The organism is Oscillospiraceae bacterium CM (genome assembly GCA_022870705.1).
Classification (GTDB): domain Bacteria; phylum Bacillota; class Clostridia; order Oscillospirales; family Oscillospiraceae; genus Sporobacter.
In genome coordinates, this window is record CP072107.1 from 1,560,718 (window position 1) to 1,580,574 (window position 19,857).

Consider the following 19,857-nt stretch of genomic DNA (forward strand, 5'->3'; position numbering starts at 1 on the left):
TTATTTGCTCGAAAGGCTATCTGAAAACACTGTCACTGCTCATTTTGGGGCAGCAAAAAAGCCCCCGAAGGGGGCCTTATGTAGGATTTGACTTTTGTATCAAAAAATGAAAAGCCGGGGCATCAGCCCCGGCGATATTGTTTTATTTGCTTTCCCGCCGCTGAAGGCTGAGCCTGTCGGCGATCATGGCGATAAATTCGCTGTTTGTGGGCTTGCCTTTGATGTTGGACACCGTGTAGCCGAAGAATTTTTGGAGCGTTTCGAGGTCTCCCCTGTCCCAAGCAACCTCGATGGCGTGACGGATGGCGCGCTCGACGCGGCTGGGCGTTGTGGCAAAGCGCTTGGCAACGGTCGGATACAAAACTTTTGTGACGGCATTGATAACGTCCATATCATTGATCGTTAAGATAATGGCCTCGCGCAGATACTGATAACCCTTAATGTGCGCCGGAACGCCGATTTCATGAATGATTTCCGTGACGAGGCTCTCCAGGCTCTGCTCCGGCCGTGTTGGCTTGACGGCGGTGCTGACAGGCGCGAGCGCAGCGCGTGATTTACCGGACACCATGCGGATGCGTGATAAAAGCGCGGGGATGTCACACGGCTTCTGCAAAAAATAGGATGCGCCAAGAGCTGACGCCTCCGATAGCGTGTGTTCGCTGGAAAAACCCGAAACAATGATGACGGAAGGCTTGTCCCCGTCGGGCACGTCCGAGAGTTTTTCGAGGACGGATAACCCGTCAAGCCCCGATAAAATGAGGTCCGTTACCAGAACATCCGGCTTCTCCGACAGCACGAGGGAATATGCCGTGAGTCCGTCTCCGGTGCAGCCGACAACCTCAAAATCTCCTTCATTCATCAAGATCTCTGAGAACAGAAGTCTGTAATCTTCTCCGGTATCGGCAATCAGAACGCGCGTTTTTGTTTCCATTGTAAGCTCCTCCGTCACTGATAATTCATCACGGCTTTGCAATTTTTCTGCTTATCTGCGGCCTTGTCTAACAATCTAGCACATTCAGACCTCGTTTGCAAGCACTATTTGGAAAATAATTCTAATTATTTCCATTTCCTCTACCGTCAAGCAAATAATCATAGGAAACGTTGAAAATTGCCGCAATAGCACAGAGTTCAAGATCAGAAACAAATCGTTTGTTTGTTTCAATGCGTGTGATAACATTTTTGTCCATGTCCACGCCGCGCAATTGCAGCTGGTTTGCCAAAGCCCGCTGTGACAGTCCTTTCCGCTCTCTGAGCTCCTTCAGACGTAATGCGATCAGATTCTTCTCACCGTTTTCACCCCAGGGTTTCGGCATGAATCGCCCTCCCAAATTATGAATTATTTTCCTTCTGTTCAAAATTATGATATATTTCATAAAAATCGGTTGTAAAAATGATACATTTGTCGCAATCTGTCGAATTTTAGCCAAAAGTTTAACGATTTTCTGCCCATTTTGCGGCAGCTTCAAGACTGGCGGCCATCAAGCGGCCGTTATCTTGATACATCTCTGAAAACTGCGAAAGGGCCAGCGGTGAAACGCCGATGCCGGCTTCAATGGTAAAGCCGGGGCGGTTAAACGCCGATACGAACCAGTCTTTATAACCGGCAAACCCGGCGTTATACGGCGTGTCTTCCACCGCATAACCGCTCACATCTTTTAATTTTTGCGCAAGCTGCCATGCATTTTTTGGCGCAGAATCGAGATACTTCCAATAGATCACTTTTCCCTGCGTGTGGTAAGACAGCGTGAGGGCGAAGTCATTTTGCCGCGTCAAATCGTAAAGGGCGCAGCTTTCAGGGGCCGAAAGCGGCTGCGACCCGACATAGTCCCGCGGTGCGGGGCTTGTGATGCCACGTTCAAATTTTATGTCGCGTGCCTTTTCCCAACCGGCGGGATACTGGAGGTTTAGATCAACGCCTTCTATATTTGCCTTCCAACCAGCTGGAAACGGCACATCCGGAAACTTTTCCGCTATCGCGGCGGCTTTTTCAAGCGGCGCCCCGGTCAGTGCGCCCGTTACGAGATCGACCCCGTCGGGGTTAACCATTGGCACAACATATAACGTTGTTTTACTGTACAGCAAACGAGCGCCACAGTCAAACAACGATGCGTTTTTTTCGACGGCGTCGGCATAGTTTTCAACAAATTTTAAAACGAGCGGCGCTGTAATCCATTCGTTGGCGTGGTGCGCGGCGTTGAAAAAGACAGCCTGTTCGCCGATACCGACCGTTATGAGCAGCAGTGGTCGTCCGAGCACGCTTGACCCAATGGTACGAACTTTGACAATTGGATAACGGGCGGCAATGGCTCGCACCGTTTCTTCAAAAAGATGCGCTGTCATGGGGATGTTTGCAGGTGTCAGCTGAACGTCCTTTGCGTGGTCATTCATATACATGACTCCTATCTGTTTAACAATCGCTTATTTTGAATCAAATTATGACATTTCATGTGAATTCATACATGGCTTGTTGAAAAAAAAGCGTGAGGGCTTTCAATCAAAAACCTACCAAGACAAAACAGATAGATATTGTCACGAACGGCGATCTCTTTTTTGTGACGCAGCGGACATATTAAAATTGTCGCTTCAAATTATTTCAGGAGGGAAATTTAATGATCAATTTTTTTTGCTCTCCACATCGGAAGGAAGGCTGATGCATGGGGATTACTAAATTATATAAAAAGCTGTTTTCCGGCTTCTTGCTTTTGACGGTTTTGGCGTTTTCCTGTCCCGGAACGCTGGCGGCCGGGAAAGCACTCATCCCAATGGGAAATGCAGTCGGCATTTCACTGTCGTCGGACGGTGTTATGGTTGTCGGCGTTCCCGAGACGATGCCGGACGGCGTGACAGCGTCACCGGCACGCGACGCGGGTGTGGCCGTCGGGGATATTATCACGCAAATTGGTTCTCAGCACGTCTCGTCCAACGACGACCTGAAGGCGGCAATTAAAATGCTGGACGGATCGCCTGTTGCAATGACGGTTCTGCGCGGCGGCAAAACGATGTCGCTGAAAATGACACCGCATAAAAGTAATGATGGCGCGTGCGAGCTTGGCTTGTGGCTGCGCGATGGTATCGCCGGTATTGGCACACTGACGTTCTATGACCCTGAAACGCACCTCTTCGGCGCGCTTGGGCACGCCGTCAACGATGCGGAGACGGGTGTTCTCATCCCGCTGCGTACAGGGCAGATCATGCGTTCGTCCGTGACGGACGTTATCTTGGGCAAAGCCGGTATGCCCGGTCAGCTGCACGGGACATTTAATACGGAAAGCGTTCTCGGGACGCTGATGAAAAATTCAACAAGCGGCATTTTCGGAACGCTGGACAATGAAGACCTGATTGCTGGAAAAACGGCCGTTCCGATTGCCAAAACATCAGAAATCAAGACGGGTCCAGCCAAGATCCTCTCGAACGTCTCCGGAACTGACGTCGTATCCTATGATGTCGAGATCACACGGGTGTACACCGGCACCGAGGCAGTCGGCCGCACCATGATGATCACCGTGACCGACAAGCGCCTGATCGAGAAGACGGGCGGTATCGTTCAGGGGATGAGCGGCAGCCCCATCCTGCAGGACGGCAAGCTCATCGGCGCCGTGACGCATGTGCTCGTCAACGACCCGACGAAAGGCTATGGTATTGATATCGAAAACATGCTGAGCACCGCAAAAAGCGCCGCCCCGTCAAAAGCGGCATAAAACAGAACAAGACCGGGGGCTTAAAGGCCGCCGGTCTTCTTCTATTTCAGGGTATCTAAACAAATAAGTACAAAAAATAAAAAAAACAATAATTGCAGGAGATAATTTTACAAAAACAACACGTCATTGTGCCATGTAAAAACGTTGGAAAATGACGATAGATATGTTAGAATACGTTTCGGTAAAACGAACGGGCAAGGGTGCTTTTGTGACAGCCGAACTGTCATGAAAGCTTTTTTTAGGGATGAAGCCGGTTCATTGCGCCCACAATGCGGGGGCTTCTCATCCACTCCTGACCGCCGCTTCTGTTTTCGGCCCCCGGGCAGGCCAGCACATAAAAGTCCGTGGCGGCGGCTTCCTTCCGAAAAAGCGACAGCGCCGGACCATTCAGACCCCTCGCTGAAGCCGGCTTTGTAATGACCGGCAGGCTCGACGTTTCTTTGATGTGATGCAAGACGGCCATCCCCGTTTTATTGAGCGCCAGCACACGCACGAAGCAGGGCATGGCGCGGCTTTCAGACGCCGTCAGTCCAAGCGCGGCGCACATCACCATCCGGCGCAGCCGCGAGAGGGCGTACCGCTTCGTTTTTGTCATGCTGTAGAGTGCTTCAAGCGTCGGCGCCGTCAAAGCGGCGCGCATCAGACGGTGCTCCAGCCCTTCCGAGGCATCGGGCAGAGCGGCAAAATCGTCAGGCTTCAGCATCCTCAGGCGCGCCAAAAGCGCTGTTTCGATGCCGGCCATAAATACAGGGCCGCGGCGGGCCGCGATCTCCGCGCGGTATAGACGCCCGGCCTCATCCGGTATGAGCGGCCAGATATCTTTTCCGGCTCGCAGCAGGCATCTTAGGGCGGAAGCTGATTCATTCCCCTGTGAATCGTGCGCGGCGCCAAGGCGGCGAACTGTGACAGGCGCAATCGGCGCGCCAAGCGTTTTAAGCGCTTTGATATATTCAATGCCGAGAATATTGTTCGGCGTTTCCAGAAGACGCGCCTTGTCCCCGAAAAGCCGGTTTGCTGCCCGCTGCCGCGCCGCGGCATAAGAGACGCCCGATGTCAGTTCCTTTTGAATCAGCCCGTCCATTTCCGGCCGAAGAAGGCCTTCGGCGACTTCGGCAAGCGGCGCCACATCGCCCGCCTCGCTGCCGAAGGACAAATGCGTGATAACGCCAAGCGCGTTGAACAGCGCAACCCCGCCCAGCGCAAACAGGGCTGCCGACGACAGAACGGACGGCAGCGGCAGCTCGACAACAAGGTCTGCCCCACACAAAACGGCGGCCTCGGCCCGCGCGTGCTTGCTGAACACGGCCAGCTCACCGCGCTGTACAAAATTACCGCTCATCGCGCAGACAATGGCTGTATCGGCACCGAGCAGGCGGCGTGTTTCCGCAATGTGATGGACGTGACCGTTGTGAATGGGGTTATATTCACTGATGATACCGGCGATCTTCAACGCATGAACCTCCGTTCATCGGTTTTACAAGATGACAACATAAATCATACATCACCTTTTATCTTCAGATATTATTGTAAAGCATGTATATTAATTTTCAAGGGGTTTGCATAAATGAACGTATTAGTCATTAACGCCGGCAGCTCGTCACTGAAATATCAGCTGTTCGATATGGAAAACGAGATGGTTGCCGCCAAAGGCCTGTGCGAGCGCATCGGTATCGACGGCCGTATGAAGCACACGCCGCTCGTCGGCGATAAACCTGAGTACAAAGCCGATATCGCATTGCCGACTCACGCCGAGGCCATCGCCGCCGTTATCAAGATGCTGACAAGCCCGGCACACGGTGTCATTTCAAGCCTTGATGAGATTGGTGCCGTCGGCCACCGCGTGCTGCACGGCGGGCAGCGTTTTTCGAGCAGTGTTCTGATTGATGCTGGTGTTATCCGCGCAATTACGGAGTACATCCCGATGGGGCCTCTTCATATTCCGGCAAATCTGATGGGCATCAAGGCCTGCCAAAAAGCGATGCCTGGCGTGCCGCAGGTCGCCGTGTTCGACACGGCTTTTCATCAGACGATGCCGAAGCATGCCTTCATTTATCCGATTCCATATTTTTATTATGAAAAATACGGCGTCCGCCGCTACGGGTTTCACGGCACGTCGCACCGTTACGTCTCGCAGATGGCAATCGAGTTTCTCGGCATCCCTGTCGAAGGCTCGCGCATTATCACCTGCCACCTCGGCAACGGCTCATCTCTGGCGGCCGTGAAAGACGGCAAGTGTATTGACACAACGATGGGCCTCACCCCGCTGGAAGGTCTGCCGATGGGCACACGCAGCGGCAGCATTGACCCGGCGATCGTCGAATTCATGCACAACCATGAGGGGCTGTCAATCCATCAGGCGATGGAGGTGCTTAACAAAGAGTCGGGCGTCCTCGGCATTTCCGGTGTCTCCTCCGACTTCCGCGACATTGAGGAGGCGGCGGCCGAGGGCAATGACCGCGCACAGCTGGCGCTTGATTACTTCAACTACTGCGCCAAAAAATATATCGGTTCCTACATCGCCGCCCTCGGCGGCGCAGACGCCATTGTCTTCACAGCCGGTCTCGGTGAAAACTCGCCGGAGACGCGGGAGGCTGTGATGGACGGCTTGGAAGGGTTCGGCATCCGTCTTGACAAGGAGAAGAACAAATTCAGAGGCCAGACCCGCGATATCACGGGCGAGGGCTCATCAGTCCGGATTATTGTTATCCCGACGAATGAGGAGCTCGTCATCGCCAGGGACACAAAAGCCATCGTCGAGTAATAAAAAGGAATAAACCGCGCCGGAAGTCCGCTTCGTCGGACCGCCGGCGCGTTTTTTTGTGCTGTTTAGCATCGCGCAATTTGAGGTTGACAGCGTTCGGCAGACAGACTATTCTAGTCCTAGCATCTTTTGGGAAACGAGCATCCGGTAACTCTTGTGCCTGCGGTGATTATAGGCGTTATTTGCGCTTTTAATAAATTGTGCCGACAGCGGCGGAACGGACGATGAGATGATGGATATTTTTGAAAAATGCTATGCCTTTACGGCTGCCGACGACGCGAAAAAAGAGGGTATTTATCCTTATTTTCATGCGCTGGAATCGCGGCAGGACGTCGAGGTTATTATGGAGGGCAAACGCCGGATCATGCTCGGCTCCAACAACTATCTCGGGCTGACGACGCACCCTGAGATCATTGAGGCCGGGCGCGCGGCTTTTGAAAAATACGGCTCCGGCTGCTCCGGCTCACGCTTTTTGAACGGAACGCTGGAAATGCATTTAGAACTGGAAGATGAACTGGCCGCTTTTGTGAACAAGGCATCGGCCGTCACCTTCTCAACAGGCTTCCAATCCAATCTCGGCATCATCAGCGCCGTCGTCGGCCACGGTGACTATGTCGTCTGTGACCGAGAAAACCATGCGAGTATTTATGACGGCTGCCGTCTCAGCTTCGGCAAAATGGTTCGTTTTCTGCACAGCGACATGGCGGACCTTGAGCGCGTGCTGCAGAGCATCCCGGAAGGGGCCGGCAAACTGATTGTGACAGACGGCGTCTTCAGCATGGGCGGCGACATCGCCCGTCTGCCGGATATTGTAGCCCTCGGTAAAAAATACGGCGCGCGGATTATGGTTGATGATGCGCACGGTCTCGGCATTCTTGGAAACGGCGGGCGCGGCACCGCCGATTACTTTGGGCTGACGGACGATGTGGATATCATCATGTCAACGTTCAGCAAATCTTTGGCCAGCCTCGGCGGCTTTATGGCGGCCAGCGACAAGGTGTGCGACTTCGTGCGCCACAATTCCCGGCCGTTTATTTTCTCGGCCTCCATCCCGCCAGCCAACTGCGCGACGGCATTGGCGGCGCTGCGCCACCTGAAAAAGCACCCGGAGATTGTCAAGCGCCTCAACGACCTGTCTGTCTATATGCGCCGCGGTCTACTGGCGCGCGGCATTGAAATTAAAATGTCTCAAACGCCGATTATCCCGATTTATACCTACGAGGTGACAAACACGCTCATCAAAGCAAAGGCTCTTTACGACGCGGGCGTTTATGTCAATCCGGTTATGCCGCCTGCAACACCACAAAACGAATGCCTTTTGCGAACGAGCTATATGGCGACGCACACCGAAGCGCTTCTTGACGAGGCACTTGACATCCTTAAAGACGTTTTGGTGAGCTGAGATGAACGAGGTTGTGATAGTAACGGGCGGCAGCCGCGGTATCGGCTACGCAACGGCGAGAAGCTTTGCCGAAAAGGGCTGCAAAATTTATGAAATCAGCCGCCATGCGGTTGAAAATCCCGGCGTCGTCCACCTTCAGGGCGACGTGACCGACCCGGCGTCCGTCAATGCCGCCGTCCAGCAGGTCCTTGAACGCGAAGGTCGTATCGACGTGCTCGTGTGCAACGCGGGGACCGTTCTTTCCGGTGCAATAGAGTTTACGGAACCGGAGCAGATCAAAATGCTCTTTGACCTCAATTTCTTTGGGACGGTCAACGCCGTGCGTGCCGTCCTGCCGTTGATGAGAAAAGCCGGGCGCGGGCGCATCGTCTGTACGAGCTCGATGGCCGCCCCCTTCCCGATTCCCTTTCAGGCGTATTATTCGGCTTCGAAAACGGCTGTTCTTGCCTTCTCGAGCGCCCTCGCGGGCGAGGTGAAAAAATTTGGCGTCAGCGTCACGGCTGTTTTGCCCGGCGACACAAAAACCGACCCCATCCGGCATAAATTCCACGTGGGTGACGATGTCTACGGCGGCATGATATCGCGCTCTGTCGCCGTGATGGAGCATGATGAAAGTAACGGCATGTCCCCGGATACGGTCGGCAGCATTATCAGTGCCATCGCACTGAAAAAACGCGTCAAGCCTCTTTATGCCATCGGCTTTATATCAAAAATTCAGCTCTTTCTCAAGCGCCTGTTCACTGAAGCCTTTGTGCAAAAAATCATCGGCGCGATGTATGTCAAATAAACGAGCCATTTTGCAATAACGACGCCATCTTTTTGTATTGACAAGAGTGAATCGGGATGATAAACTTTACAAGCCGCTTTGAACGGGCTTGAAGCGAAAACATCTGTTTTCCGCCCCTAGAGCGAGTCTCAACAATATGAGGTGAAAAAAGAGCATGCATGCAGTGATTGAAACAGGCGGCAAACAGTACCGCGTGACCGAGGGCGACGTCATCTACATCGAAAAGCTCCCGATGGAAGCCAACGACAAGGTCACGTTTGACAAGGTGCTCGCCGTCATCGGCGAAGGCGTTTCGTCATTCGGCGCACCGACGGTGGCCGGAGCGAGCGTTATGGGCAGCATTATTAAAAACGGCAGGTCCAAAAAAATCATCGTGTACAAGATGCACGCAAAAAAAGGGTATCGCCGGAAGCAGGGTCACAGACAGTCCTACACAAAGGTTCAGATTGAAAAAATCTCCGTCTGAGGAGATTGCGCGATATAAACACAAATCGGAGGTGTAAATCATGGCACATAAAAAGGGCGTCGGTTCAACAAAGAACGGCCGTGACAGCAAATCCAAGCGCCTTGGGCCCAAGCGCGCCGACGGGCAGTTTGTCCTCGCGGGCAACATCCTAGTCCGCCAGCGCGGCACACATATCCATCCGGGCACGAATGTCGGCCGCGGCAGCGATGATACGCTGTTTGCGCTTGTTGACGGTAAGGTCAGCTTTGAGCATCTGGGCAAAGACCGTAAATGCGTTTCGGTCTACGAAGAGCTCGCGCAGTAACATATTGATTTAAAAAGCCGCTCCAAACGGGGCGGCTTTTTGCTGTGTGCGCGGGGCTTGCATCTTTTTACCAGTCGGCGTATAATGCGCGTGGGGTGGTAAATATGCGCATTAAAATCACGTCGGACAGCACGTGCGATTTGACGCCGGCGCTTATTGCGCGGCATGACATCACAATTTTTCCGCTCACAATTATAAAAGGCGACGGCGAATTTCTAGACGGTGTGGAAATCACACCGGAGGACATTTTTGAATACGTTGAAAGCGGCGCTGGCATCACGCATACGTCGGCCGTCAACGTCTCCGATTTTGGTGAGAAATTCGCCGTATTCTCGAAGGATTACGACGCTGTTATCCACGTCAGCCTCGGCGGCGACTTTTCGGCCTGCTGCCAGAACGCCATGATTGCCGCATCCGACTTTGACAACGTTTTCGTCGTCGATTCGCGCAATCTCTCCAGCGGTGTCGGCCATCTCGTCCTTGATGCCGCCGAGATGGCAAAAGCGGGTCTCACGGCATCGGAAATCGTTTCAAAGCTCAAGGCCCTTGTCCCGACGGTTGACGCCAGCTTTGTCATCGACTCGCTGAAGTACCTATACAGGGGCGGCCGCTGCTCCGGTATCGCGGCGCTCGGCGCAAACGTACTCAAGCTCAAGCCCTGTATTGAGGTTGACGACAGCAAAATGACCGTCGGCAGAAAGTACCGCGGCGACTTTGACAAAGTCATCCTCCAATACATAACGGACAGGCTAAAAGACCGTGACGACATTGACACGCGGCGCATTTTTATCACGCACGCCTCCGGCGTTAAGCCCGCCGTCATCGAACGTGTGATGGAGACAATCCAATCGCTGCAGAATTTTGACGAGATCATTGAATCAATCGCCGGGTGTACCATCTCGCACCACTGCGGGCCAGTTTGTCTGGGGATTCTCTATTACAGAAAATAGGCGGATATTTTAAGGCGCTCACAGTGATGTGAGCGCCCTTTTTGTTGTGTTGTGAAGAGGCGGGCGGGCATGGAAATCCGCCCCTACAGGGGGTATGATAAACGGGCGGATATGGAATCCGCCCCTACGGAGGATGGCAGAGGCATGGTCAAGCTGACGGGGCGATGTGGGCATCGCCCCCTACGGAGAGGGCGCGGCAACCCGGAGCGTGCGGACATTGTCATTCTGAGCGCAGCGAAGAATCTTTCTAAGGTACACTTTTGATTCACAGATTGATTTCTCCTTTAAGATACAGCTTTGCATGTCCTCCGATCATCACTCTCTCTCCATGGTCTTCACAAAACAATACTCCCCCACGTTCGGATAACTGCAAAGCTTTTAAATTGGACTTTCCTAATCTTTCAGCCCAAAACGGTATGAGAGTACAATGTGAAGATCCAGTTGCAGGGTCTTCCGGAACGCCTGCATTGGGTGCAAAAAACCTTGATACAAAGTCAGCTTTATCCCCTTTGGAACTTATGATAAATCCAAAACAGTCTTTTATTTGTGAGAGCCTTCCAAAATCAGGTTTTATCTCTCTAATTTTAGCTTCGCTTTCAAATAACACTAATAAATCTCTGGATTTGTAAATCTCAATTGGCTCCATGCCAAACGCCTCAGTTATTTCTTTTGTTTTAGAAATCAAAACCGGCTTCCTTGCAGGGAAGTTCATCCAATAGACATCTTTTTCTTTTTGGACAGTCAAAATTCCGCTCATGGTCTCAAAAGATACTAACGAGATGTCAGTTTCCAAATAATTAAGAATTATATAAGCACTTGCGAGCGTTGCATGACCACATAAATCAATTTCAACCTTAGGCGTAAACCATCTAAGGTCATAATGATCGCCCTTTTTCACAATGAAAGCAGTTTCCGATAAGTTATTTTCAGCAGCAATCTTTTGAAGAACTCCATCTTCCAACCATGCGCTTAAAACACAGACAGCTGCTTGATTACCAGAAAAAAGTTTTTCTGTGAAGGCATCAACTATATACATCTGTATGTTCATATGCATCCTCCTACTGTGTAAGAAAACAGGGAGCGAGCAGTGCCTTGCGGGCGGGCCTGTTATTAATCATCATACCCGTTGGGGTTATTCTTCTGCCAGTTCCATGCGTCACGGCACATGTCATCAATCGTGCGTGATGCCTTCCAGCCCATGAGTCGCTCGGCCTTTGAAGCGTCGGCGTAGCAGGCGGCTATGTCCCCTTCGCGCCGGGGGGCGATGGTATACGGAATGGTAACACCGCTCGCTTTTTCAAACGCCCTGATGATGTCAAGCACCGAGACGCCCTGCCCTGTTCCAAGGTTGAAGACCTCAACGCCCGTGTGGCCGCTGCAATAATCGAGCGCGGCGACATGGCCCTTGGCAAGGTCGACGACGTGAATATAATCGCGCATGCCGGTGCCGTCCGGCGTCGGATAATCATCGCCGTATACCGAAAGGCGCTCAAGCTTCCTGACGGCGACCTGCGATATGTACGGCATCAGATTATTTGGTATCCCATTCGGCATTTCGCCGATGAGGCCGCTTTCGTGCGCGCCGACGGGGTTAAAGTACCGCAGCAGGACAGCCGACAAGGATGGCCGCGCCGCAGCGGCGTCTTTGATAATCTGCTCGATGAAGAGCTTCGTCCAGCCATAGGGGTTTGAGCAGGAGCCGGTGGGCATGTCCTCCACGAGGGGCAGGCTTTGGGGCGTGCCGTAGACTGTTGCCGACGAGCTGAAGATGATGTGCTCGACACCAAAGTCTGCCATCGTCTCAAGGAGCGACAGGGTGCAATCGATATTATTCCGGTAATAAAGAAGCGGCACTTTGACCGATTCGCCGACGGCCTTGAGGCCCGCAAAGTGAATCACGCCGTCAAATCGGTGGTTTTGAAAAATCGTTTTAAGCGCTGCCTTATCAGCGACATCAATGCCATAAACGGATATTCTTTTGCCGCCGAGACGCTCGATTCTGCCCACTGCGGCCGGTGCGCTGTTTGAAAAATTATCAGCGATGACGACGTCGTGCCCGGCCTTTAAGAGCTCGACGGCCGTATGCGAGCCGATATAACCGGTTCCGCCCGTTAAAAGAATTTTCAAGGTGACGCCTCCGATATTAGAAATATATGCCAGTATACCACAGTTTGACCGCCCGGGCAATATTGTTTGTCGGCTTTCATATTTGCAAAAAATCGGTCAATCCTAGAAGCAGCAAATGATTGAGGTGATTTTTTGAGTCAAAAGCATGTAGGCGGGCAGAGCGTCAGCTTCCCGAACCCGCCATCCATCATTGCCAGCGCCAGCGTCGTCGGCAAGAAAGAGGGCGAAGGGCCACTTAAAGACAGTTTTGACGTTGTCAGCGACGACACGACATTCGGCGAAGAGACATGGGAAAAATCCGAGAGCGCCATGCAGAAAAAAGCGCTGGAAACGGCGCTTTCCAAAGCAGGTCTCACGCCCGCTGACATTCAGTACATTTTTGCCGGGGACCTTTTAAATCAGTGCATCGGCTCGGTGTTTTCCCTGCGCGATATGAACATCCCGTTTTTCGGGCTGTACGGCGCGTGCTCGACAATGGCCGAGAGCCTTGCTCTGGCGGCGATGACCATCGACGGCGGCTTTGCCGACAAGACGGCAGCCGTCACATCGTCGCACTTCTGCAGCGCCGAGCGGCAGTTCCGCTTCCCGCTGGAATATGGCGGGCAGCGCACACCGACGGCACAGTGGACCGTCACAGGGGCCGGGGCCGTGATCCTTGCAGAGAGCGGGCCGGGCCCATATGTCAAGCATGTGACGTGCGGCAAAATCGTTGATAAGGGCATTAAGGATGCCAACAATATGGGCGCCGCGATGGCCCCGGCTGCCTATGATACGCTGACCGCCCATTTTAAGGACTTGGCGCTTGAGCCTTCTTATTACGATATGATCGTCACGGGCGACCTCGGCCTTGTCGGCGCCGATATTCTGACAGACCTTCTCAAAAAGGACGGCCTCGACATCATGCCTAACTATAACGACTGCGGCCTGATGATTTATGCACGTGACGCGCAGGACGTGCACGCTGGCGGCTCCGGCTGCGGCTGCTCGGCGTCTGTTTTGTCGGGGCATCTGCTGGACGGGATGCGCGCGGGACGCTGGAAAAACATCCTCTTTGCCGCGACTGGGGCGCTTTTATCACCGACGTCAACGATGCAGGGTGAAAGCATCCCCTGTATCTGCTGCGCCGTGTCGATTTCAACGGCGAAATAGGAAAGGAAATAAACAAATGCAGATTTTTTGGGAATATTTAAGGGCTTTTCTAGTCGGCGGCGCTTTGTGCCTCATCGGTCAAATTCTCATTGATAAAACAAAGCTGACGCCCGCCCGAATTTTAACGTCCTACGTCGTCGCCGGTGTCTTACTGGGGGCTGTTGGCCTATACAGGCCGCTCGTCGACTGGGCCGGTGCGGGTGCGACGGTGCCACTGACCGGCTTCGGCAACATTCTAGCACAAGGCGTTAAAAAGGCCGTCGACGAGAAGGGCTTTCTCGGCATTTTTACCGGCGGCCTGACGGCGGCGGCCGCCGGAATTGCCGCCGCCATCTTCTTTGGATATCTGTTCGGCCTGATTTTCAAGCCCGGCGACAAAAGCTAGGCTTCAGCGGTCGCAAAAAAAGCGGCGCAGACTGCTGTCTGCGCCGCTGGCCTTTTTAGACATTACTGGTTTCAGCCGATTTTTCTTCCTGCCGGACGAGCTCAATTTTTCCGTCGAGCGCCGTCACGGTGACCGTGTCGCCCTCCTTGATGCTGCCGTCCAAGATTTTCTCGGCGGCGGCGTCCTCCACGGCGCTTTGAATCGCGCGGCGGAGCGGGCGCGCACCGTAGACGGGGTCAAAGCCGCGTTCGGCGAGCAGGTCAAGCGCCGACTCGTCCACCGTCATGACAATGCCCATTGCCTTGATGCGGCTGACAACCGTCGCGAGCATTTTGGCGCTGATCTCCTTGATGTTCTCGCGAGAGAGCTGATGGAAAACAATTGTCTCGTCAATGCGGTTTAAGAACTCCGGCTTGAAGGTCCGCCGCAGTTCCTCCATCACGGCACTTTTGATGTTTTCAAATTTCGTCAGCTCACTGTCGCCGCCAGCCGGGGCGAAGCCGAGCTTTTTCTGCTTATCGGTGATGTTGCGCGCGCCGACGTTTGACGTCATGACGATGATGGTGTTTTTAAAGTCCACGCGGCGGCCCTGCGCGTCGGTCAGGATCCCGTCCTCCATAATTTGGAGAAGGATATTAAACACATCCTCATGCGCTTTTTCGATCTCATCGAAGAGGATGACGGCGTAAGGACGACGCCGAACCTTTTCCGTCAGCTGGCCGCCCTCGTCGTAGCCGACATAGCCCGGCGGCGAGCCGATGAGCTTGGAAACTGTATGCTTTTCCATGAATTCCGACATATCAACGCGCATCATGGCGTTTTCATCACCGAACATCGCCTCGGCAAGTGCCTTGGAAAGCTCCGTCTTGCCGACGCCCGTCGGGCCAAGGAACAGGAAAGAGCCGATCGGGCGCTTCGGGTCTTTTAACCCGACCCTGCCGCGCCGCAGCGCCTTGGCAACGGCCGTAACGGCCTCCTCCTGCCCCACAACGCGCTTGTGGAGCACCGCTTCCATCTTCAAAAGCCGCTCGCTCTCGTCCTGCGTGATGCTCATCACGGGAATGCCCGTCCAGCCGGAGACAACGGCGGCGATATCCTCCGGGCCGACGCTTTTGCGATCGCCGCTGCGCAGGCTCTCCCAATTCTTGCGGACTTGCTCCAGTTCCGTGTCGAGCTGGTGTTCCCTGTCGCGCAGGGCGGCGGCACGCTCAAAGTCCTGACTTTTGACGGCGGCTTCCTTTTCCGCCCCAAGCGCTTCGCGTTTGATTTCCAGCTCCTTGATATCCGGCGGGAGCTTGAGGTTCTGCATCCGCACGCGCGAGGAGGCCTCATCAATGAGGTCAATGGCCTTATCGGGGAGATAACGATCGTTAATATACCGGCTGGACATCTTGACGGCGGCTTCGATAGCCTCGTCGGTGATCTTCAGCTTATGATGGGCTTCATACTTATCACGCAGGCCGGTGAGGATCTGAATCGACTCCTCCTGCGTCGGCTCATTAACCGTTACGGGCTGGAAGCGTCTTTCAAGCGCTGCGTCCTTCTCCACATGTTTTCTGTATTCATTGAGCGTCGTCGCACCGATAACCTGAATCTCGCCGCGGCCGAGCGCCGGTTTGATGATATTGGCGGCGTCAATTGCGCCCTCGGCGGCGCCTGCGCCGATGATTGTGTGCAGTTCATCGACAAACAAGATGACGTCTCCCGCTTTGATCACCTCGTCAATGGCAGCCTTGATGCGCTCTTCAAAATCGCCTCTGTACTTTGTTCCAGCAACCATGCCGGTGAGGTCTAGGGACACGACGCGCTTGTCCTGCAGCATTTCCGGCACGTCCCCGGCGATAACGCGCTGCGCGAGACCTTCGGCGATGGCCGTCTTGCCGACGCCCGGCTCGCCGATTAAAACAGGGTTGTTTTTCGTGCGCCGGGAGAGTATCTGAATGACGCGCTGGATTTCATTGTCGCGCCCGATGACGGGGTCTAGTGCGCCGCTGCGCGCCATCTCTGTCAAATCGCGTGAAAACTGATCCAGTGTTTTCGTCTCGGTCTTCTTCGTCTTGCCAACAGGGGCCGTCTGCCGCGGCTTATATTCGGTGCTGCCGAAAATATTGATAATTTCCGTATACATCTTGTTGAGGTCAACGCCTGTTGAGAGAATCAGCCGCGCCGCAACACTGTCATATTCGCGCAGAATACCAAGCAGCAAATGCTCCGTCCCGATATAGTTGTGCCCGAGCCTGTTGGCCTCTGTAACGGCCAGTTCGATGACGCGCTTAGCACGCGGCGTGAGGCCTTGGGGGGGCATGTCCCCCTGCCCGCCTCGACCGATATTCTTCTCAATGAGGTCTAAAATGAGACGGCTTTCAAGCCCAGACTCCCGCAGTACCTTGGCGGCAACGCCGCCGCCCTCGCGCGCGAGGCCTAAAAGGACGTGCTCGCTGCCGACATATCCATGCCCAAGCTCTGCGGCTGCAGCCTGCGCCAATTCCAAAACGCTTTTGGCCCGCTCGGTAAATCTCTCTTCATATCTCATATCTAACCCCCCTGTCCGTTTTCACTATTTTCAAGCTGTTTAATTGTATCACGCAGCGCGGCTGCCTTCTCAAAGTCTTCGGCCTCAACCGCATTGTGCAGCTGCTCGCGCAGGATGTTGAGCTCACGGCGCTTTTTCATTTCCTCGTCGATTTCAGGCGCATTTTCAGCGGCAGGCTCATCCGCCACGCCCGGCACCGCCGTTTCTGTCTTCGGGCGGAGCAAGAGGCCCATCGCCGGAATGACGAACGTCGGGAAAAAGACGTTATAACGAACGGGCGCCTCATCCGGCAACCCGCCGAAAACACCGGTAAAGAGCTCGGCCAGAGAACCTTTTGGCTTTATGTCGGACGTCTGCGTCAGGCCGAGCTTCTCGGCGCAGTCGGCACACAGGTGCTTTTCGGTGATATTTCCGTTGATATTTGATGTATAATGGAAGTTGACTTCCTCATTGCCGCAGTTTTGGCACTTCATAGCTGTGCTCCTTTCTTTGTCTCGCCTATATGACATTAATCAGCATTTGTTTAAAGATACTCGCCCTGACGATATCCCGAAGCGGGGCCGGTATGGGGCGCAGCGCACAGCAGCCGACGGCCGCGAGAATCATGCGCGCCTGCTTGTGATCAATGGCACCGCTGTTTAATAGATTTTTCGTTAATGCCTCGGCGGAACTATGGCTGACGGCTTCACCAATGGCGTTAACCGTGTGCATGATGAGCCGCTCCGGCTCCATCTCGACGCGCGTGATTCGGATGAACCCGCCGCCGCCCCGCCTGCTCTCCACAATATACCCGTGCTCGGGTGAAAACCGTGTCGAAATCACATAGTTAATCTGACTGGGAACGCATTTGAAACGGTTTGCCAGCTCGGCGCGCTGCAACTCGGCGCAGCCGTCGGCATCGTTGAGCGCGTTGACAATAAAACCGGCAATCACATCACTCATGCCCATCGCGCATCACCACCTTCATTTTGACTTTGACTATCTTTGACCTTTTATGTTATTTTACACCGGTTGATCACGCTTGGCAATGGGTTTTTCACCCGTCATTGCACCAATAATCCTTTATTTTCGAATCTATCTCACTTGTTCTTTTGATTTCGCGGCCTTCGGCGTAATAGCGCTGCTTTGCGCCGTTGCCAAGCCGCTTTTAATAGACGTCGGCTCGACCGCCCGGTGCGACATGGCACGCATTGTGTGCTCGCGGCTTTTCGGGCCGCCATTTTGACCGGGGCAGTCGCCCCTAAATATATCATACGCCTCTAGCTGCATGGCTTTTTCTTCCTGCTTCCCGATGTTATATTTAGTTTATTATATCCTTACCGGGCGCAGCATTATTCGGCGAAAGCTGTAGAAATCTGCTCTTGATTTTTTATAGAGTCATGGTACAATTAAATTGTTAAACCGTCTTTTAAGGCGGCCGATACATAATATGGAGGTATATTCATGGCATACAAAATTAGTGACGCTTGCGTTTCATGCGGAGCCTGCGCTCCGAACTGCCCTGTCGAGGCAATTTCCGAAGGTGCCGATCGCTATGTGATCGACCCCGCCAAGTGCACCGACTGCGGTACTTGCGCAGAAGCCTGCCCCATGGAAGCTATTTCCCAGTAAGCAAACAAACATAAAAATGCTGTCGTTTCGGAATATGACACGCCGCCAAGCGGCAGTTGTCTGACTTAAATGGCAGCATTTTTTTATGGCGGTGAGATAATGACGGATGCAATGTGGCCCGGCGGCCCTGTTTTCAAAAAAAGTGAAGACGCCTTTCGTATCGGTACAGACGCCGTCCTTCTGGCAGCCTTTGCCGGTGATGGGCAGGCCCGGCGCGTCTGCGACCTTGGCTGCGGCAGCGGTGTCCTCGCGATTTTATTGGCATACAGCCGTGATGACGTGCGCGTTGACGGCATCGAGCTTTTGCCGGTATCGGCGGCGATAGCGCGTGAAAACGTCCGCTTAAACGGCCTGGGCGGTCAAATTGACATATTAAACCGTGATCTGCGGGAACACCGAGATTTTCTCACCGCGGGCGCGTATGACCTCGTTGTCGCCAATCCGCCGTATTATGTAACCGGCAGCGGTCAATCATCCCGCGACGCCGCGACGGCAGCGGCGCGAGCCGAGCACGCCTGCACCCTGCATGACGTGTGCGCAGCGGCGGCCTTTTTAACGCGCTGGGGTGGGCGCTTTGCCCTCGTGCACAAGCCGGAACGGCTTGCCGATGTTATCACAACACTCCGGCAGACAGGCTTTGAGCCAAAGCGTCTCCGCTTTGTCCATTATAAAGCCGTCGCGGCGCCGAACCTTTTTTTAATCGACAGCCGCCGGGGCGGCAAACCGTCGCTCGTCATTGAGCCGCCGCTTATTTTAACGGATGAAAACGGTTACGATACGGATGAAATCAAAAAGATTTATCATCGGGATGCACGAGGTGATTTATGAGCGGAATTCTTTATCTGGTGGCAACGCCGATCGGCAATCTCGGCGACCTGACAAAGCGCGCTGCCGACATCTTGTCGGCCGTCGATTTTATCGCCGCCGAGGATACGCGCGTCACGCTGAAGCTGTTAAACCATCTCGGGCTTAAAAAACCGACCGTCAGCTATTATGAGCACAACCGCGCCGAGAGCGGCGAGCGGATTTTAGGCCGCCTTCTCGCCGGTGAGACCGCCGCCCTAGTCACCGACGCGGGCATGCCGGCTATCAGCGACCCGGGCGAAGACCTTGTGCGGCTTTGTACCGAAGCCGGTGTCCTTGTCCGCATTGTGCCCGGCGCGTGCGCGGCCGTCTCGGCCCTTGCACTGTCCGGCTTGCCAACGGGGCGCTTTACATTTGAGGGCTTTTTATCAACGGCAAAGAAAAGCCGCTTTGAGCATCTGGCCGCTTTAAAAACAGAAAAGCGCACAATGATTTTTTATGAAGCGCCGCACAAGCTGCGCGCGACGCTGCGCGATATGCTCGAAGCCTTCGGCGACCGGCGCATCTCTGTTAGCCGGGAACTGACAAAACTTCACGAGGAGACGCTGTCTACAACGCTGTCGATGGCCGCCACGCATTTTGACGATGTCCCACCACGCGGTGAATTTGTCCTCGTCCTTGAAGGCGCGCCCGACACACACGATGACACCGGCATGACGCTCGAAACGGCGCTTACCATTGTGAAGGCGCGCCGTGACAATGGCATGACGCTCAAGGATGCCGTTAAATCGTGCGCGCTTGATACGGGTTTTCCCAAGAACGCCCTGTATGAGGCGGCCCTTAAAATGCCAACGGAAATCAATTAAAAAACAAAAAGAGT

The 19,857-nt window shown here is 53.9% G+C and carries 22 protein-coding genes; 12 read left to right on the top strand and 10 right to left on the bottom strand.

Annotated features, from left to right (window positions below; genetic code table 11):
* Positions 1–142: 142 nt before the first annotated feature.
* The 3 genes from spo0A to IZU99_07700 form a co-directional block, all read right to left on the bottom strand.
* Complete coding sequence (gene spo0A, locus IZU99_07690) at positions 143–931, bottom strand: sporulation transcription factor Spo0A (GenBank protein UOO37144.1); 789 nt, start codon at positions 929–931, stop codon at positions 143–145.
* A 121-nt stretch (positions 932–1,052) separates the two neighbouring features.
* Complete coding sequence (locus IZU99_07695) at positions 1,053–1,313, bottom strand: helix-turn-helix transcriptional regulator (protein ID UOO38787.1); 261 nt, start codon at positions 1,311–1,313, stop codon at positions 1,053–1,055.
* A 118-nt stretch (positions 1,314–1,431) separates the two neighbouring features.
* The gene (locus IZU99_07700; GenBank protein ID UOO37145.1) at positions 1,432–2,388 is read right to left on the bottom strand and encodes a M14 family metallocarboxypeptidase; all 957 of its coding nucleotides are present in this window, start codon (positions 2,386–2,388) and stop codon (positions 1,432–1,434) included.
* Between the two features lie 266 nt (positions 2,389–2,654).
* Here IZU99_07700 and spoIVB point away from each other — a divergent pair, with 266 nt between their 5' ends.
* Entirely contained in the window at positions 2,655–3,698 is a 1,044-nt protein-coding gene (gene spoIVB, locus IZU99_07705) for a SpoIVB peptidase (GenBank protein ID UOO37146.1), read from the top strand.
* Between the two features lie 238 nt (positions 3,699–3,936).
* On the opposite strand, the gene IZU99_07710 is transcribed toward spoIVB, so the two are convergent.
* Positions 3,937–5,148 (bottom strand): nucleotidyltransferase family protein, encoded by a 1,212-nt coding sequence (locus tag IZU99_07710; GenBank protein UOO37147.1) that lies wholly within the window; start codon positions 5,146–5,148, stop codon positions 3,937–3,939.
* Between the two features lie 114 nt (positions 5,149–5,262).
* Here IZU99_07710 and IZU99_07715 point away from each other — a divergent pair, with 114 nt between their 5' ends.
* The 6 genes from IZU99_07715 (at position 5,263) to IZU99_07740 (ending at position 10,368) form a co-directional block, all read left to right on the top strand.
* The gene (locus tag IZU99_07715) at positions 5,263–6,459 is read left to right on the top strand and encodes an acetate kinase (GenBank protein ID UOO37148.1); all 1,197 of its coding nucleotides are present in this window, start codon (positions 5,263–5,265) and stop codon (positions 6,457–6,459) included.
* Between the two features lie 232 nt (positions 6,460–6,691).
* Entirely contained in the window at positions 6,692–7,861 is a 1,170-nt protein-coding gene (locus IZU99_07720) for an aminotransferase class I/II-fold pyridoxal phosphate-dependent enzyme (GenBank protein UOO38788.1), read from the top strand.
* A 1-nt stretch (position 7,862) separates the two neighbouring features.
* A complete protein-coding gene (locus tag IZU99_07725) occupies positions 7,863–8,648 on the top strand; it encodes an SDR family NAD(P)-dependent oxidoreductase (protein ID UOO37149.1) in 786 nt (261 codons plus the stop codon).
* A 154-nt stretch (positions 8,649–8,802) separates the two neighbouring features.
* Positions 8,803–9,114 (top strand): 50S ribosomal protein L21, encoded by a 312-nt coding sequence (gene rplU / locus IZU99_07730; GenBank protein UOO37150.1) that lies wholly within the window; start codon positions 8,803–8,805, stop codon positions 9,112–9,114.
* Between the two features lie 40 nt (positions 9,115–9,154).
* Positions 9,155–9,418, top strand: coding sequence for a 50S ribosomal protein L27 (rpmA, locus tag IZU99_07735; protein UOO37151.1), 264 nt, complete (start codon positions 9,155–9,157; stop codon positions 9,416–9,418).
* 104 nt (positions 9,419–9,522) lie between these two features.
* Positions 9,523–10,368: a DegV family protein gene (locus tag IZU99_07740; GenBank protein ID UOO37152.1), complete on the top strand. Its 846-nt coding sequence runs from the start codon at positions 9,523–9,525 to the stop codon at positions 10,366–10,368.
* 265 nt (positions 10,369–10,633) lie between these two features.
* Here IZU99_07740 and IZU99_07745 read toward each other — a convergent pair whose 3' ends face one another.
* Both IZU99_07745 and galE read right to left on the bottom strand, forming a co-directional pair.
* Positions 10,634–11,410: a PhzF family phenazine biosynthesis protein gene (locus IZU99_07745; GenBank protein ID UOO38789.1), complete on the bottom strand. Its 777-nt coding sequence runs from the start codon at positions 11,408–11,410 to the stop codon at positions 10,634–10,636.
* A gap of 68 nt (positions 11,411–11,478) precedes the next feature.
* Positions 11,479–12,495 (bottom strand): UDP-glucose 4-epimerase GalE, encoded by a 1,017-nt coding sequence (gene galE / locus IZU99_07750; GenBank protein UOO37153.1) that lies wholly within the window; start codon positions 12,493–12,495, stop codon positions 11,479–11,481.
* 132 nt (positions 12,496–12,627) lie between these two features.
* Between galE and spoVAD the strand changes: the two genes are divergently transcribed.
* A complete protein-coding gene (spoVAD, locus tag IZU99_07755) occupies positions 12,628–13,644 on the top strand; it encodes a stage V sporulation protein AD (GenBank protein UOO37154.1) in 1,017 nt (338 codons plus the stop codon).
* 16 nt (positions 13,645–13,660) lie between these two features.
* Complete coding sequence (gene spoVAE / locus IZU99_07760; GenBank protein ID UOO37155.1) at positions 13,661–14,029, top strand: stage V sporulation protein AE; 369 nt, start codon at positions 13,661–13,663, stop codon at positions 14,027–14,029.
* Positions 14,030–14,084: 55 nt separating this feature from the next.
* Here spoVAE and IZU99_07765 read toward each other — a convergent pair whose 3' ends face one another.
* From IZU99_07765 to IZU99_07780, 4 genes are all read right to left on the bottom strand, one after another.
* Positions 14,085–16,562, bottom strand: coding sequence for an ATP-dependent Clp protease ATP-binding subunit (locus IZU99_07765; GenBank protein ID UOO37156.1), 2,478 nt, complete (start codon positions 16,560–16,562; stop codon positions 14,085–14,087).
* Positions 16,563–16,564: 2 nt separating this feature from the next.
* The gene (locus tag IZU99_07770; GenBank protein UOO37157.1) at positions 16,565–17,035 is read right to left on the bottom strand and encodes a UvrB/UvrC motif-containing protein; all 471 of its coding nucleotides are present in this window, start codon (positions 17,033–17,035) and stop codon (positions 16,565–16,567) included.
* A 25-nt stretch (positions 17,036–17,060) separates the two neighbouring features.
* Complete coding sequence (locus IZU99_07775; GenBank protein ID UOO37158.1) at positions 17,061–17,510, bottom strand: CtsR family transcriptional regulator; 450 nt, start codon at positions 17,508–17,510, stop codon at positions 17,061–17,063.
* 126 nt (positions 17,511–17,636) lie between these two features.
* Entirely contained in the window at positions 17,637–17,831 is a 195-nt protein-coding gene (locus tag IZU99_07780) for a hypothetical protein (GenBank protein ID UOO37159.1), read from the bottom strand.
* 174 nt (positions 17,832–18,005) lie between these two features.
* Between IZU99_07780 and IZU99_07785 the strand changes: the two genes are divergently transcribed.
* From IZU99_07785 to rsmI, 3 genes are all read left to right on the top strand, one after another.
* Positions 18,006–18,173 carry a 4Fe-4S binding protein gene (locus tag IZU99_07785; GenBank protein UOO37160.1) on the top strand — a complete coding sequence of 56 codons (168 nt, stop codon included), beginning with the start codon at positions 18,006–18,008 and terminating at the stop codon, positions 18,171–18,173.
* A gap of 99 nt (positions 18,174–18,272) precedes the next feature.
* Positions 18,273–19,001, top strand: a complete 729-nt coding sequence (locus IZU99_07790) for a methyltransferase (GenBank protein UOO37161.1) — start codon at positions 18,273–18,275, stop codon at positions 18,999–19,001.
* Positions 18,998–19,843, top strand: coding sequence for a 16S rRNA (cytidine(1402)-2'-O)-methyltransferase (gene rsmI, locus IZU99_07795; protein ID UOO37162.1), 846 nt, complete (start codon positions 18,998–19,000; stop codon positions 19,841–19,843). The genes IZU99_07790 and rsmI overlap by 4 nt, the downstream gene beginning before the upstream one ends.
* Positions 19,844–19,857 lie beyond the last annotated feature (14 nt).